This is a genomic window from Thermotoga sp. SG1 (assembly GCF_002865985.1).
In the GTDB taxonomy this organism is placed as follows: Bacteria; Thermotogota; Thermotogae; order Thermotogales; family Thermotogaceae; genus Thermotoga.
The window spans coordinates 260730-275173 of sequence record NZ_LNDD01000005.1 but is presented as its reverse complement, the minus strand read 5'-3'; the positions used below and the strand labels follow the sequence as shown (position 1 = coordinate 275173).

Genomic DNA, 14444 nt, shown 5'->3' with positions numbered 1-14444 from the left:
CATCACCTCACAGCCTTCCAGAATCTGAGAAGGTCCAGGGAGATCCCAAGCAGGCTCCTCCTGGAGAGAACCATATCAGCGATCTGCTTCTGAACATCCCATTTCGGCGTTCCATCGACCTGTAGGAATCTCTTCAAAGCATCGTTTGCAAGATCAGGATAGACTTCAACGAACTGGTGATTTTTCTCCATTGTGGGCATGAGGTCCTTGTACTTTTCCAGATCCTTCAGTATGAAAGATTCCTTCAACCTGAGGTAGTAATTCTTCAGGGTCTTCTCGGAGAGATCACCCTTTTCAAAGGCCTCAAGGAGTGTTTCGGCAGCGAGTCTTCCCGATGTGATCGCGTGGTTCGACCCTTCACGGTGTATCGAGTTCACAAGCATCGCTGCGTCTCCACACACGAGTACCCTGTCTCCATACACCTTCGGCATGGCGTAGTATCCACCTTCAGGGATCAGATGTGCCAGGTACTCCATGGTGTTGTTTTTGTACTCTCCAAGCATGTCGGAGATGACGGGATGGTTCTTCAGATTTTCCAGGAGTTGATACGGCTTTATCTTCTTCTTTCTGAGGTCTTCGAGAAGGACACCACACCCCAGAGATACAGAAGACCTGTTGGCGTAGAGAAATCCCATTCCGAACATTCCCTCAGACCAGCTTCCAAGAAGTTCTATCGTTGCTCCATCGTTTCCTTCAACACCGAACATCCTGTTCACGACGTCTTCAGGAACACTGATCACTTCTTTCACGGCAACGGCCACCATGTGAGGTTTCAGGTCTTCTTTTCTGAGACCTGCCTTCATCGTGAGAATGGGGTTCACACCTTCAGCGATCACAACCGCCTTGCTGTGTATCTCTCCTTTAGGTCTTGAAGTCACAACACCCACTATCTCTCCTTTTTCGTTCCTGAGGAAATCCTCTACCTTGGTTTTCGGTATGATCAGAGCCCCCGCTTTCTCCACTTCCTGAGCGAACCATCTATCGAAATTTGCCCTCAAGACGGTGAAGGCGTTTGGCTTTTCTTTCCACTCAGCGTTTCTGTGACCGATTTTCACAACACCATCTTTTCCGAGGACCCATAGATTCTGTTCTATGACGTTTCTCTCCAGGGCCTTCGAACTGGAGACTCTCTCTAAGAAATCGGGCATTAACTCTTTCAATGGATGAACGTAAAGGACTCCTCCCATCACGTTCTTGGAGCCGGGATATTCTCCCTTTTCCACCACGGCAACCTTGAGCCCGTTTCTTGCAAGAACGTACGCACAGGAAAGGCCAGACGGTCCTGCCCCGATTACGACCACGTCGAATTCTATCTTCATCTTCTCACCCCGCTTCTGTTCAAAAGGTCTCTGAGCTTCGATGTGATCGCAGGAACTACCTTGTGAAGATCTCCAACTATACCTATGTCGGCTATGTCGAATATCGGTGCGTTTTCATCGATGTTGATGGCAACGATGATTTCAGACTCCTTTATTCCCACAACGTGCTGGATCGCACCAGAGATACCGCACGCAAAGTAGATGACTGGTCTTACGGTTTTTCCGGTCTGACCAACTTGGTACTCTGGAGAGATCCAGCCAGCCTTCACAGCAGCCCTGGATGCCCCTACCTCCCCTCCAAGAAGATCTGCAAGTTCCTTCAATTTCTTGAAGCCTTCCGGCCCTCCCACTCCCTTTCCACCGGCAACCACGACGGGAGCGTACTCGAGATTCACCTGAGTTTGAAGCGGTATCGTCTCCAGGATCTCGATCAACTTTTCATAGGTTCCAAGGTCGTATTCTTCCTCGATGATCTCTCCTGTTCTTTCGGGATCTGGAGGAAGCTCCCTCATCACTCCGGGCCTCACCGTTGCCATCTGGGGCCGGTGATCTGGACACATGATGGTCGCCATGAGGTTCCCACCGAAGGTGGGTCTCGTCATGGCGAGGAGCTTTTTATCGGGTATTATATCGAGTCCTGTACAGTCGGCAGTCAGTCCGGTCTCCAGCTCGGTTGCCACCATTCCGGCAAGTTCTCTTCCCTCAAGAGTTGCACCTATCAGGAATATCTCGGGCTTGTACTTTCTCACCATGTCCACGAGGGCTCTCTTGTAGAGATAGTTCACGTACGTGTTGAACTCTCTGTTCTTCACGTAGAGAACTTTGTCTGCTCCCCGATGTATTGTCTCTTTTGCTACATTTTCCAGTCCCTCTCCAAGTAGAACTCCCCACACTTCCGAGTTCTCCAGTTTTGAGGCAAGCTCTCTTGCCTTTCCAATGAGCTCCCAGGAGACAGGATGAGCTCTACCGTCGTGGTGTTCGATCAGAACGAAAATCAGCTTCTTCTCACTCATTTTTCTCACCTTCCAGAATGGGTCTCAAAGCCTCCACAAGACGAACAGCCCCGAACTTCTTCAGAGCCTCTATGAGTTTTTCCGCTGCCACCTCAGGATCTTCGTTCTTCGATATGATATCCCCACCCTTTCTTGCAGGAGGGATGTTCGTACTCACAACTCTTGTGGGAGATCCGAAAAAACCACATTTTTTGGGATCGAGTCCCAGATCTTTGTGGGTCCAAACGATGGGTTCGTACCTGATCGCTCTGATGAGATTCGGAAGATCCGCGTACCTTGGTTTGTTCAGCTCGTCCGTTATTGTGAGAACTGCTGGCATTTTCAAGCGAATCTTTTCAAAACCGCGGTCCAGTCTTCTGACAATCACCATCTCTCTTTTCTCTGGATCGAGTTCTTCTATTCGAACAACGTAGGCACCAAGGGTGTATCCAAACCTCGTGGCAAGACCAGGGCCAACTTGCCCAGTATCACCATCCACCGCCTGTTTTCCCGTCAAAATGAGATCTATCTTTCCTATCTTTTCCTCTATCTTCTTTATTCCCCAGTAGAGGGTGTAGGTTGTAGCGAGCGTGTCTGCTCCTGCGAACGCTCTGTCACTCAAATGAACCGCCTCATCCAGACCAAAGGCAATGGCATCTTTCAGAGCTTCCTTTGCCTGCGGTGGCCCCATCGTTATCACGTAGACCGTTGCTCCAAATCTTTCTTTCAATTGCGAAGCAAATTCAAGAGCCCTTTCGTCGTCCGGGTTAATTATGGAGGGCACTCCTTCCCTCACGAGGTTGTTCGTCTTTCTGTCGATCCTGACGTTCGTTGTGTCGGGAACCTGTTTGATACAGACAACTACGTTCATCTTTCCCGCCTCCTCAGGTACCTTCTCCAGACATCAAAACCAACATAAAGAAGGATCAAAAATGCTAAAGGAAACTCAACAACGAGTCTCAGAGTTTTCACGGTATCATCCTCCTCTCAGAGGAAGAAGAACGAATATGAGAAGACTCCACAGAGCGTGAGAAAAAGCGGGTGTACTCACTTTTCCAGTGACCACGTATAGAAACGAAAGAATCAATCCAAGAACAAACGCTCCAACTATAAGAGCAATATTTCCGGTGAAAACGTGAACTATACTGTATAGAATTGAAGAAATCAAAACAGCAGGCAAAACGTCCATCTTTTGAAGGAGAAACTCCGCTATGAAACCTCGCCATATGATCTCCTCAAAGAAGGCAATGAACAGAAGAAGGATCGTCACTTTCACAACACTCTGTCCTGTCGAGAGTTCGTAGACGCTGACAACATCGTTGTGAAAAGCCGGAATCAAAAGTGAGATCAAATAACCAATCACGAAGACAAGGTATGCGATCAGGGCAGAGTAGATTATCAATGGTGGCTCGTACCGGTTGGGCACCACGTTTCTCTTTCCGCCAAGAAGAATCACAACAAGGGAGAAAACCAACGTTGTCAAAAACATCCTCCACCAGAAATCTAGAACATCCGTCTGGAAAACAACGTACCATCCTGCAAAAAGCCCTGTCAAAACAAGAAAGAAACCAGGAAGCGGTATTCTTCTCATTTCTCTCACCCCACGAGTCCCAGAATCATGGAAACAAAGAGTATCATCTCTGCCAGTGCACTCATTTTGTCGACACCGGCGATTTTTCTGGCACTCTTTTTTCCGGTGGATTTCTGAAACAACTGTCTTATTACACCGATGTACAGGGAAAGAGCCACCAGACTGACAAGAGCAATGGGTTTTAGAACGTTCGTGATGACCAGGATAAAGATGAAAACGTATATGATTCCGACCAGAACAGCATAAAGATAAGAAGATGCAAGATCACTGATAAGAATGGGAAGCGTTTTGATACCGCTTCTTCTGTCATATTCGGAATCTCTGATTTCGTTTGCAAGAAGTATCAGATCGGTGGCAATCCCCACCGGAATGGAGATCAGAAACGCTTCAACTGAGAACCTTCCAGTTTGAACGTAGTACGCCCCAAGAACCATCAGAGGTCCCATGAGGATGAACACAAGGAACATACCAAGAGCTCTGTATTTCAAATAGAAGGGATGGCCCGTGTAAGCATAACCAAGAACCAGCCCGACAAGTCCGATCCACAAAAGAGCAGGTCCAGACATCTTTATGAGAAAAATTCCCAGAATCACACTCGCAACGTAACACAGAACACTCAGAAGAAGTTCTTCTTTCAGGGTGATCTTTCCCGATACAAGAAGTCCACTCGAGCCAAGAGAATCTTTTGTATCAACACCTTTTTTGTAATCAAAATAGTCATTCGTGGTGTTGACACCAGCATGAAGCAAAACAGCAGCAATCAGTGATAGAATGTATCTGGTCAGGGAGAAATCTTCTGCCAACATGGCTCCAGTGGTGACAGGAAAGGTACTTGCAACGAAGGAAAAAGGCCTCATAGCTATAAGGTACTTCAACACTAATCCCTCCCGGAGGTGTTTCCAGTGTTTGGAAAGTGTCAGAAACATATTCGATACGCTCTCAGGCTCCTTATGAGACTGTCTCTGGAAAACAGGCCAATGTCTTCTTCAGAGCTCGCCGAAAAAGAGCACATCACCAGAAGTTTCACCCTGAAAGTCCTTCACTATCTCAAAAGATCCGGCCTTGTCTCTTCCATCAAAGGGAAAAACGGTGGTTTTGTGCTTGCAAGGTCTGCGGATGAGATTTCGTTTCTAGATATCATCAAGGCTTTTGAAAAAGACCTTGTTATTGTGGACTGCAGTGATCGATGTGAGAATTATAAGTACTGCAGGGCAAAGTACTTCTGGAGCTGGCTGTCAGATAATTTGAAGGAACTGTTTTCAAGTATCACGTTGAGAGATATCGCTTCAGGATCCTTCGCGTTTCAGTGCGAGAAGCTTCCTTAAATGCTCCTTTTCTTGCTCGATGATCTTCTTCACTGTTTTCTGTTCGTCGGAGTCCATAAGACCATCTTTGAGTTCGTAGTAGAGGATTATGCTGTCTTTTTCAACAGATATGGCGATCTCCAGAATCTCTTTCAGGGTAAGATCTTTTCTTTTCAGGATTTCATCAATGCTTGGAAAAATCTCGTAGAAGGCGTATCCTGAAAGGTAAGAATCCACTTCATCCCATAAATCCTGATCAGACATATTTCTGAAGATCTCCGCGTGAACCCTTTCCTGATCTGCAAGTTCAAGAAAAGTTCTCTTTATCTCTCCATCGAAATGTTCCGAAAGCTCCCTGTAAAACCTTTCACCTTCTTCTTCCAGTCTGATGGCCATCGTCAAAACGTCTTTTACCTTCATGGAATCACCTCATTGTTCTGATTTTCACAGACTGCATAGAATATTATACTACTTGAGTACAAATTTACAAAAAGAAGAAGGCGGGACGACCCCGCCTTCTTCACAAGGTGGTTTTCTGCGTCATTCTGCAGTTTCAACGGAGAAATCCCTGAAGGTCCATCCAAATTTTGCTTTCGTTGTGTTCGGATCACCGAACTCTGTCCCTATCTCCCAGACACAGAAGTACATCTCTTCGAAGTTTTCCACTCTTGTTGAGTGTTTCTCTATGATTTCTGCTGCTTTTTCTACAAAATCTTTCACATTGATCTTCACCTTTCCATCTTTCATAGGAGTTGTGAGCCTGAAGGCAAGATAATCCCAGCTCCACGGTGCAAAGTAGACGTCCCACTTTGTCTCCACTGGAGAGCCGTTTATCTCGATCGTTGTTGTGAATTCGTCTACTTTCTGCCCACCTGGCATCAAGATGTTGTTGTAGAACCATACCATGATCTCGACGTTTCCAGAGGAAACTGATGTCTGATCTGGCTTTCTTGTGATCCACGTTTCCATTGCGAGGTTGATCGGAAGGTTGTTTTCATACCAGATTGAATAATCAAGGGTTACGTAAAAGTCAGGGAGATTTTTTACCTTTACAGGAAGAACTTCTGTTCCGCTGTTGTGCGCCGCCCATGGTTTGTAGCCGTAGTATATTTCTGGATAGCCGTGAACCCAGCTGTCTGGGTTTTGAAGAACAACGTTGTAGATGTCTGCGTAGAACTGAACTTTTTCTCCATCGAACTTGAGCCATGTCTCTCCTTCGTAGGATTTGACGTTCCAGAAGTTGAGTTCCATGGTCACCGGAAAACCGTTGAACGTGATGTCTGTCGCACCAACGTCTGTGAGGACAACTTCAGATGAGAAGAAAAGAGCAGAAACCATCACTAAAAGAGAGACAATCCACCTCATTCTCTCACCTCCATATCGATTGAAAAGTCTTTGAACACCCATTCGAACCTGGCACTCTCTGTTTCTGGACTTCCAAACTCGGTACCGACCTCCCAGACGGTGAAATACAGCTCATCAAAATTTTTCACGCGGGTGAACCTTGAAAGATACTCCCATGCAATGTCGAGGAAATCTCTCACGTCGAATCTTACTCTTCCTTTTCTCACAGGATCTTTAAGCCGAAAAGCAAGATAATCCCAGTTCCATTCTGCATGCCAGAGCTCCCAGCTGCAGCGGGTTTTCTCACCGTTCAACTCGAACGAAATGGTGTATTCTCCTACTTTCTTTCCACCTGGTGTGAGTTCGTTAAAATAGAACCACACCATGATCTCTACATCTCCGATAGAAGCTTCCGTCTGGTATTTCTTTCTTGTGAGCCAAGTCTCCATGGCAAAGTTCAATGGAAGATGAGATTTATGATCTATCTCAAAGGAAAGGCCTACAGAAAACGATTTAATAGAAAACACAGGTACCGGGAGTTTTGTTCCCTCTGCCATGTGTTTTTCCCAGGGTTTGTATCCGTAGTAAAACTCAGGATAACCGAGAACGTATCTTTCCGGTTCTCTGGCAGAAAGATTCTCAATATCACCATTGAAGGTGAGCTTTTCTCCGTCGAACTTCAACGATACTGTTCCCCTGTACCTTTCTACGTTCCAAAGATTCAACTCCATGGACAACGGTGTATTGTTCCAGAAAAAATCCACTGTTCCTGGCCCGGTGAGTTCCACCACGTTTATCACCTCCAGGAAACAGTGTATTATGAAAATGTTTACATTCAAAAGGTAAAAAACAAAGATTATACGAGAAGAACACAGAATGTCCAGAAATATTACAAAAAATATGCCTTTTTCAACAAACTATGGCAGATATGGCATGAACGGTGCATTGATCACAATGGTAGGAAGGGTTCTGGATATATCCTGACTTCTGTTCCCTGGCCTGTCTCTTTTATGTCGATCGAGAAGAAATAAAAATCTCCTCCAACAGAAATCATCGGCCACTGAACAGCTGTTTCTGTTCCATCCTGGGTTGTACATTTCAAAGATAAGAAGTACGTATTTTCGACAAAGTTGGGTTTGTCACTGAGAATGAAGGGAACGTATTTCGTGTCTGGATATTCTGTTACATCCTTAATCTCTATCGATGTGACCGTTGCCGGTTTAAAAAAGCTGAGTACAAAGGCACAGAAAATATATCGTAATTTTTCATCTCCCACGATCTGATTAAAATCATCCGGTGGAATATAGATCATGGAAGAAGCACCTTCCAGAAAGCCTTGCGTCCATTCTTTGTATTCAACCGGGGAGCTCTCAGGAGTTGGTATATCAAGTGAAGTTATGCTTCCTATAGCTGCTTTAAGTTTTTCTATGAGACCGTTTGCTTTTTCTGTAAGAGTGTCAGTGGTTCCTTGAAAGATCCCAGCAGCACAGCTTACAAGCAAGAGCGCTGACAAAAAAACCAGACAAACCAGAAGACACATTTTCTTTCCCATAATCATCCCTCCCATACTTTATAAAGTAAAATTTTTAAATTCAGAGAATAAAAAGCTTCTTGAGGGAGCAGAATGTTAATCTGAGGGCGAACTTTTGAACTTCTCAGGAAGGAGTGGTTTTCATACAAGGAGGGTGATCGTAATCAGGCACGAGTGCTTTTAGCCTATACTACAAATTTTCGAAATTTGTCAACTTTATATAGAATATAGAGAAGAATTCGAGCTCGAGAAACACACTACACTCTTTCTAGTATGAATAAAGGCTCATGCAGAAAAAGACGTTCTCAACGAAGTGATGAAAAGAAAGCTCTAAGTGATCTCCAGTAGTGAGGCAAAGAAAACAACAACACTCACTGTTTAAGGAGCGCCGATTTTTCTTCAAAAGTTTAAAATATCGAGCGCACTTTCCTCTATTTATTGGATGGTGTATGAAAAACAAAAAAGGGCTACCATGTTGGTAGCCCTCAAGCATGTCAGAGGTCTGTTGTAGTCCTGGTAGCCCCACGGGGACGCCACTGATGTACGGTTTTTGGTATCATCGCAAATCCACGAAAACAACACGACCTGGAAACACTTTTACTTCTTTCACCAGTTGCTTGATAACATTTCGCAAGAGTTCCTCGTCTGCTGTGTTGTTAAGTTTTACTTTCAGTGATTCGTACAGCCTTTTTACTTCTTCAAACGAAGGCGGCTTGCTTGCTTCTTGTATCTTTTTTTGTATTTCTTCCTTTTCCTTCTTCAACCTTTCTGCCTCTTCCCTCAACGTTTCAAGATCTATTCCCGCCATAATAGCCTCTACCAGTCTTTTTTCCTTCCGTTCTATCTCCTCAAGTTGTTCCCTGAAATGTCTCTGTGCTTCTTCGTTTGCAAGCAATTGGATGCTGTAATACTCAACAAAATGCCGATAGACCTCTTCTATATCGAGTCCGTCAAGAAAGCGTTTGATGTACGTGATCACATAGGTTTCTACATATTGTTTTGAGATTTGAACGCTCTCTTCGTGCTCTCCATGTCTGCATCTGTACGTGGGCACTCGTGGATGAGAACAACCCTCCATGCGATTTCCGCACAAACCACAATAGATGACACCACTCAGAAGCCACGTGTGTTTCTTCACGTATATAGATGCTTTTTTCCTTGAAAGTCGCTCTTTTACTTTTTCGGCAAGTTGTCCTGTGATAATCGGTGGAATAACTCCTTCTGCCACGACTCCCGCTTCTGTTTTTACAAGTTTTCGCCGGGGTACGTTCCATGTATAGATGCCTAGGTACTTGGGATTGTGAACGATGTCGTAGATTGTCGACTCTTTCCATTGTCGAAAGGGAAACTCCTTGTTCATGATCTTCACAATGCTTCTGTAGGAATACCCGTCAGCAAACAGCTCGAAGATACGTTGCACCACAGGAACCGTTTCTGGATCGATCTCCAGTTTCTTCCTTTTTCTTTCGCCATCTCTCACCTCAACCACTTTGTACCCTAGGGGCGGTATTCCACCAAGCCAATACCCCTGCCTTGCTGCTTCCTTTGTCTTTCTCATTTGTTCTTCTTTCATATATTCGCGTTGAAACCAATTAATATCAGAGAGAATCCAGCGTAATAGCTTTCCTGAAGCGGATGTGGTGTCTATTCCCTCGAGGGCAGAGACAACGAGAACGCCTTTTTCTTCGAGCATCCTCGTGTATCTTCTGTCCTCAATGTCGTCTCGAAAGAACCTGTCGAACTTTTCTACAACTATCACGTCGTATGCTCCGTTTAGTGCTTTTGCGATCATCTTCTGAAACTCCTGCCGTTCCACCTTACCTCCAGAATCCCTTTCTTGATATACGTCTGCAACAATCCACCCATGACGTGCACAGTACTCTTTACATGCTTTGATCTGTGTCTCCAGTGACGAACTCGTCTGATGCTCCGTTGATACCCTCGCGTAAATGGCGACTTTTTTCACAGTATCACCCCTTATTGACTATAGCAAACCATCAAAATGAATTCGCAGAGTACAAACTTAATGAGGTGATTCTCATCAAGTGAACTCTTGATTTGTATTCCATCAAAACAATAGATTATGTGAGAAGTTAGAAATTCATAAAGTCACTCTAAAGTGATACAATATTCAAAAAGAAATCTTCTTACAGTCATAAAGAGGTTGAGAACGATGGGTAAAAGGATAATCCTCAAAGAGAATTGGGATATACTACCAAGTTTATTTAGGAATGGGGATGAATTAGAACTAAGAGGATACGTCGTAGGAAGGGAAAAAGAACTTAAGTTTTTGATTAACGATATTCTCCATAAAAACAGTGGAGCAATTCTCATCTGCGGTCACAGAGGTGTGGGGAAAACAGCGCTTGTTTATAAGGCTTTATCAGAGGCAATGAAGAGAGCAAGGAAGAAAAACAATGATATGATGATAATACCTGTTATAATGAACGCTGCTCAGTTGGAAGCAGAAAGTGATAAAGATACTATAAATCCCAGGAACATTATTGAGAATTTGATTCGAAGGCTTTATGCAGCTGTAAGTACTTTAATAGAAAACAAGAACAAAAAGAGCAATGGAGATAATGAGGATGGCAAAAACCTAGAAGAAATTAAAGAAGAAATAGAAAAACTCTATAAAAAAGCAGTTGCTAAGGAATTTAAACTTACGGAGGCTTTAACCGATGGATATAGAAAACTCGAGGAGGAAGAAGAGGAAGAGGGAAAAGAATTTCTATTCGATGACAGGTATATGATCTTTCTCACTTTCTGGACTATTGGACTTCTTCTAATTCTACTAAGTGATTCTACAGTCGGGAGACTTTTCGGTGCACTTTCTACTTTTCCCATTCCTTTCTATATATCTCTTGTTTGGAGAAAGCACCGAAAAAGAAAGCAAGCAAAAGAAAGATCTATCGAGACCAAAGAGTTGTACCAATATGATGATAAGATAAGCAACTTGGAATTTGATCTTGAAAAAATCCACCAAATTTTTTCAGAAAAGAAATGGAAATTGATCTATGTGATAGATGAACTGGACAAGCTCGAAACAGGACAAGTTTCGGAGTCTTTGAAATACTTCAAACACCTATTTACTCAATCAGATGCCCTGTTCATATTTATTGGTGGGGAAGAGTTATACAATTTGGGGACTAATACTAATCAAAGCTTCAGATCAAAAGAATATACATACTTTACAACCAAATACTATCTGTCCAGACCTTTATACAATGACTTGAGCAGCTTCATTGATGAGATAATAGAAAGAACTGAAAATTTAGAGAAAGATGATATAGAGATCTTCAAGAGAGCGGTGTGTTTTGACGCTCAAAATGATTTCTTCGATCTCAAGCGAGAGATAAGAAATAGAATCTCTTCATTTCAGGAGGATGGAAAACCAGTAATAGAAATAAGTGAATCAGAATTATCAGGTGAATATCTTCAAAAAGCAAGACTACACAAGTATATCACTGTATTGTTTGAAGGTAGATACATGTCTACAAAGTACTCAAATTGGAACGAAAACGAGGAATTAATGAGGTCAATCTTTCAGGAAGCTCATAAGATTATTAACTCGTTCAGTGATGCAGAATTTGAAGATCCAGAAGGAGAACAATTGACAGATAGTTTAATAAGAGATTTTCACCATTTCCTCTACAGATATGAAGCTTTGACAGTTCTCCCACAAGGTACTAAAAAGCTTAAAATAAAAGGGCAAGAGGTGACAATAAGAAAATACAAGTACGTTGGACAAATCTCTAAAGATCCACCTGACAAATTCGAAGACTATACAGAATACGAAAAGAGGTTTATAGAATCTCTTGAACAATGGGTAAACTACCTGCTCGCTTTGGTGAATGCTTTCAGAGTCGTTAATGGAGAAAAGAAAATAACAATAGAGGAGTTTTTCGAAAATCTTGATGAGGTTAGTATGCTCTTGAAAAAATGGGGATACAGTGCTGTCCAGGGTTTCGAAGCTCTTCTAAAAATAAAGGAAAATATTATCAACATCGAAAGGGAAAATATAGAACAATACACGCTTCAGATTACAAATAACATAAATGGATTGAAAAATCCTTCGTCGAAAATAATCATAAATATTGTTTCAAAGGCTGTTTTGGACCTATTTTCTCACCTAAATTTGGTACCAAATTCCAGTCCAAGTGCGGATCCGAATTTGTTCGCTGGTTCTGCAATGAAGATCAAACAGGAACTACCTGAATATCGATCATCTATTGTGATTCGCAAATCTGATTATTCTCGGCAAATCCTGTTCATCTCTAACAATGAGGATAAACTAAAGGAATTGAAAGAAACTTTGGAGAAAAATAGCCTAACTCATAGAGTGATCACTGTGGTTGAGAAAGACAACAACGAAGAAGAAATTGAAGGCTCGCACAGGATCATAACGGCTTCTCCAAAACAACTTGAATCGAGTCTTAAGAACTTGTATGAAAAGCTGAAAGAATTCTTCAGATAAATTCTTTTAACAGAGCATCAAGGCATAAAAGGGGCGTAATGCCCCTTTTTATTTTGTTTTGACTATATACAGGAGAAATTTTCTCATAATCGTTTCATAATCGTTATCTCCTCGAACGGACTTTAATATATGGAGGAGGTGATTTTGGTGATCAAAAAAACTGTGAAAGGAACAGACGGCAGGGAGTACTCTTTTGTAGCAAAGGAAGGAACGTTTGAGGAACTCTCAAAGCTCAACACAACCATCAGAGGACACATCCCGGGAACGGATTCACCTTTCTACAACGTTTTGGAAGGTGGAGAAGAAGGCCTCAGAACGTGGTTTATGGTGTTTCGTGTTGCAAACGGTGTTACCATTGACAGAGAAACGGAAGAAGAACTTGTTCGTCTCTTCTTGCCTCTTGTCAAACAGAAAAGAACTGACCGTTCTATATTGCTGTACGTTGAATGAAGCCGGGCACATGCCCGGCTTTTTCCAGAAGCAACCTTATTTTCAAAGTGAGTGATGTCATAATTTTTATATCCCATTACTGCGGAACATAGTAGTATTCACGATAAACCTGACGAATCAGGACGTTGGACTGTTTTAAAACTGGCTATAGTACTGTCGGTTATAAGTCAACATCCAATTTATAAATCCTTATCAGTTTATTTGCTCCTATTTTGATATCCTTCTTTGGATGACTTTTGAGCGGTAGAATGCGTTTTAGTTCTCTTGTTACCTTGCTAGCTAGATTTACCTTGTCTCCTGCTGCAATTATGTAAATCGTTTCGAAACCTTTTTTTTCTATTAATTCTTTTGCTCGTTTCAAATAAGCATGTGTTCCATACATTTCCCATGTTGTCTCACGAGCTACTAGTATCACAGCTACTCTAGATATTTTTCCTAAAAACTGTAGACGAACTTCTTCTCCACGTTCTTTGGTTGCTATTTCGTAGAGGAATTTCAGTAAATTTTCATATTCGTCTGAAACGTGGTTCACGGTCTCATAAGTAATGATGTTTCCCAAAGATCTAATCTCAGGTAAAAATATAGTGAAAAATAAACCACTTTTTCTGATCTGATAATACTTATTGATATATTCCCTGTACGTTGGATTTTTGTTTTCTTTACGTACTATTTCATTTTCCAAATCATCCACCACTTTTTGTATCTTCACCGTTTTGCTCAGCTCCCTTGAAGAAAAATCGATGACACTGTCTTTCTGAACTTCTTCCAAATAATCTTGAACTCTTCCCAAAAGAAGATCTTTACAGTATGTTTTTAGAATTTTTTTGACATTTTCAGAAGGTTTGTTTTGCTGAGGAATACGTAGAATCAAAGTGTCGTTTATAACATCCAAATCTGGTTCGGCACCATTTATAACCTCAATCTTGACCTTATTGTAAGTTCCAACAAAAGCTTCTTTCCTAATTTCTTTCATTGCTTTTTGAAGAGATTTTTCAAAAAAGAACTTGTTTGTACCTTGGGAGGTTGGGAAAAGTTTGATGAGCAAGTTCGAAATAAAAAAAAGAATCTCCTCCAAATTTCTTGATATTAGGCCAGATGCCAAGCTAACCAAAACAGAAAATAATATATACCATATCATTTACAAACACCTCTCACAGATTATTTTAAGTTTTCCTCCATGAAATTTGATCCCTCCTATCTCTGCAAAAGTAATTCTTCGATTGCATACACTACATTTATATTCGGAATCTTTGGGATTTTCTATCCCCATTTTTTCTCTAATCAGTTTTTCCAAATCAGTATCGAAAATGATCTTAATAACGTCTTCCCTTCTCCTCAAATTAATCCCTCCTTCTCGCCTCTATTATATTTCATTTCATATTTGACATTCCGGCACAATATATGGTATCTTTACATCTGTAGATACTATATATAGG

At 42.2% G+C, this 14444-nt stretch carries 15 protein-coding genes; 3 read left to right on the top strand and 12 right to left on the bottom strand.

What is annotated here, in order from left to right; all coding sequences use genetic code 11:
- Window positions 1–2: 2 nt before the first annotated feature.
- From AS006_RS09105 to menA, 5 genes are all read right to left on the bottom strand, one after another.
- Entirely contained in the window at window positions 3–1319 is a 1317-nt protein-coding gene (locus AS006_RS09105) for an NAD(P)/FAD-dependent oxidoreductase (RefSeq protein WP_101514028.1), read from the bottom strand.
- Window positions 1316–2332 (bottom strand): electron transfer flavoprotein subunit alpha/FixB family protein, encoded by a 1017-nt coding sequence (locus AS006_RS09100; protein ID WP_101514027.1) that lies wholly within the window; start codon window positions 2330–2332, stop codon window positions 1316–1318. The genes AS006_RS09105 and AS006_RS09100 overlap by 4 nt, the downstream gene beginning before the upstream one ends.
- Window positions 2325–3182: an electron transfer flavoprotein subunit beta/FixA family protein gene (locus AS006_RS09095; protein ID WP_101514026.1), complete on the bottom strand. Its 858-nt coding sequence runs from the start codon at window positions 3180–3182 to the stop codon at window positions 2325–2327. Before AS006_RS09095 ends, AS006_RS09100 begins: the two co-directional genes overlap by 8 nt.
- A 105-nt stretch (window positions 3183–3287) precedes the next feature.
- Window positions 3288–3902: a CPBP family intramembrane glutamic endopeptidase gene (locus tag AS006_RS09090; protein WP_101514025.1), complete on the bottom strand. Its 615-nt coding sequence runs from the start codon at window positions 3900–3902 to the stop codon at window positions 3288–3290.
- A 5-nt stretch (window positions 3903–3907) separates the two neighbouring features.
- Window positions 3908–4780 carry a 1,4-dihydroxy-2-naphthoate octaprenyltransferase gene (menA, locus tag AS006_RS09085; protein WP_233185713.1) on the bottom strand — a complete coding sequence of 291 codons (873 nt, stop codon included), beginning with the start codon at window positions 4778–4780 and terminating at the stop codon, window positions 3908–3910.
- A 24-nt stretch (window positions 4781–4804) separates the two neighbouring features.
- Between menA and AS006_RS09080 the strand changes: the two genes are divergently transcribed.
- The gene (locus tag AS006_RS09080) at window positions 4805–5227 is read left to right on the top strand and encodes an RrF2 family transcriptional regulator (protein ID WP_101514023.1); all 423 of its coding nucleotides are present in this window, start codon (window positions 4805–4807) and stop codon (window positions 5225–5227) included.
- On the opposite strand, the gene AS006_RS09075 is transcribed toward AS006_RS09080, so the two are convergent.
- The 5 genes from AS006_RS09075 to AS006_RS09055 form a co-directional block, all read right to left on the bottom strand.
- Complete coding sequence (locus AS006_RS09075) at window positions 5189–5626, bottom strand: ferritin family protein (RefSeq protein WP_101514022.1); 438 nt, start codon at window positions 5624–5626, stop codon at window positions 5189–5191. The two genes, AS006_RS09080 and AS006_RS09075, sit on opposite strands and share 39 nt — an antisense overlap.
- A gap of 120 nt (window positions 5627–5746) precedes the next feature.
- Complete coding sequence (locus AS006_RS09070; protein WP_101514021.1) at window positions 5747–6571, bottom strand: endoglucanase; 825 nt, start codon at window positions 6569–6571, stop codon at window positions 5747–5749.
- Entirely contained in the window at window positions 6568–7341 is a 774-nt protein-coding gene (locus tag AS006_RS09065; RefSeq protein WP_233185712.1) for an endoglucanase, read from the bottom strand. The genes AS006_RS09070 and AS006_RS09065 overlap by 4 nt, the downstream gene beginning before the upstream one ends.
- 158 nt (window positions 7342–7499) lie before the next feature.
- A complete protein-coding gene (locus tag AS006_RS09685) occupies window positions 7500–8102 on the bottom strand; it encodes a hypothetical protein (RefSeq protein WP_233185711.1) in 603 nt (200 codons plus the stop codon).
- Window positions 8103–8637: 535 nt separating this feature from the next.
- Window positions 8638–10047: a recombinase family protein gene (locus tag AS006_RS09055; RefSeq protein ID WP_101514019.1), complete on the bottom strand. Its 1410-nt coding sequence runs from the start codon at window positions 10045–10047 to the stop codon at window positions 8638–8640.
- Window positions 10048–10254: 207 nt separating this feature from the next.
- Between AS006_RS09055 and AS006_RS09050 the strand changes: the two genes are divergently transcribed.
- Window positions 10255–12558 carry an ATP-binding protein gene (locus AS006_RS09050; protein ID WP_101514018.1) on the top strand — a complete coding sequence of 768 codons (2304 nt, stop codon included), beginning with the start codon at window positions 10255–10257 and terminating at the stop codon, window positions 12556–12558.
- 147 nt (window positions 12559–12705) lie between these two features.
- Entirely contained in the window at window positions 12706–13008 is a 303-nt protein-coding gene (locus tag AS006_RS09045; protein WP_233185710.1) for a hypothetical protein, read from the top strand.
- 160 nt (window positions 13009–13168) lie between these two features.
- Here the strand turns inward: AS006_RS09045 and AS006_RS09040 are convergent, their stop codons facing one another.
- Together AS006_RS09040 and AS006_RS09035 are read right to left on the bottom strand one after the other, a co-directional pair.
- On the bottom strand, window positions 13169–14146 hold the full coding sequence (locus AS006_RS09040; RefSeq protein WP_101514016.1) for a hypothetical protein: 978 nt from the start codon (window positions 14144–14146) through the stop codon (window positions 13169–13171).
- Window positions 14147–14347 carry a hypothetical protein gene (locus AS006_RS09035; protein WP_101514015.1) on the bottom strand — a complete coding sequence of 67 codons (201 nt, stop codon included), beginning with the start codon at window positions 14345–14347 and terminating at the stop codon, window positions 14147–14149.
- Window positions 14348–14444: the final 97 nt, after the last annotated feature.

Coding starts and splice junctions, on each gene's coding strand:
- AS006_RS09070 (WP_101514021.1), bottom strand. CDS start 6,571: ATGAGGTGGATTGTCTCTCTTTTAGTGATGGTTTCTGCTCTTTTCTTC.
- AS006_RS09105 (WP_101514028.1), bottom strand. CDS start 1,319: ATGAAGATAGAATTCGACGTGGTCGTAATCGGGGCAGGACCGTCTGGC.
- AS006_RS09090 (WP_101514025.1), bottom strand. CDS start 3,902: ATGAGAAGAATACCGCTTCCTGGTTTCTTTCTTGTTTTGACAGGGCTT.
- AS006_RS09095 (WP_101514026.1), bottom strand. CDS start 3,182: ATGAACGTAGTTGTCTGTATCAAACAGGTTCCCGACACAACGAACGTC.
- AS006_RS09040 (WP_101514016.1), bottom strand. CDS start 14,146: ATGATATGGTATATATTATTTTCTGTTTTGGTTAGCTTGGCATCTGGC.
- AS006_RS09075 (WP_101514022.1), bottom strand. CDS start 5,626: ATGAAGGTAAAAGACGTTTTGACGATGGCCATCAGACTGGAAGAAGAA.
- AS006_RS09100 (WP_101514027.1), bottom strand. CDS start 2,332: ATGAGTGAGAAGAAGCTGATTTTCGTTCTGATCGAACACCACGACGGT.
- AS006_RS09050 (WP_101514018.1), top strand. CDS start 10,255: ATGGGTAAAAGGATAATCCTCAAAGAGAATTGGGATATACTACCAAGT.
- AS006_RS09685 (WP_233185711.1), bottom strand. CDS start 8,102: ATGGGAAAGAAAATGTGTCTTCTGGTTTGTCTGGTTTTTTTGTCAGCG.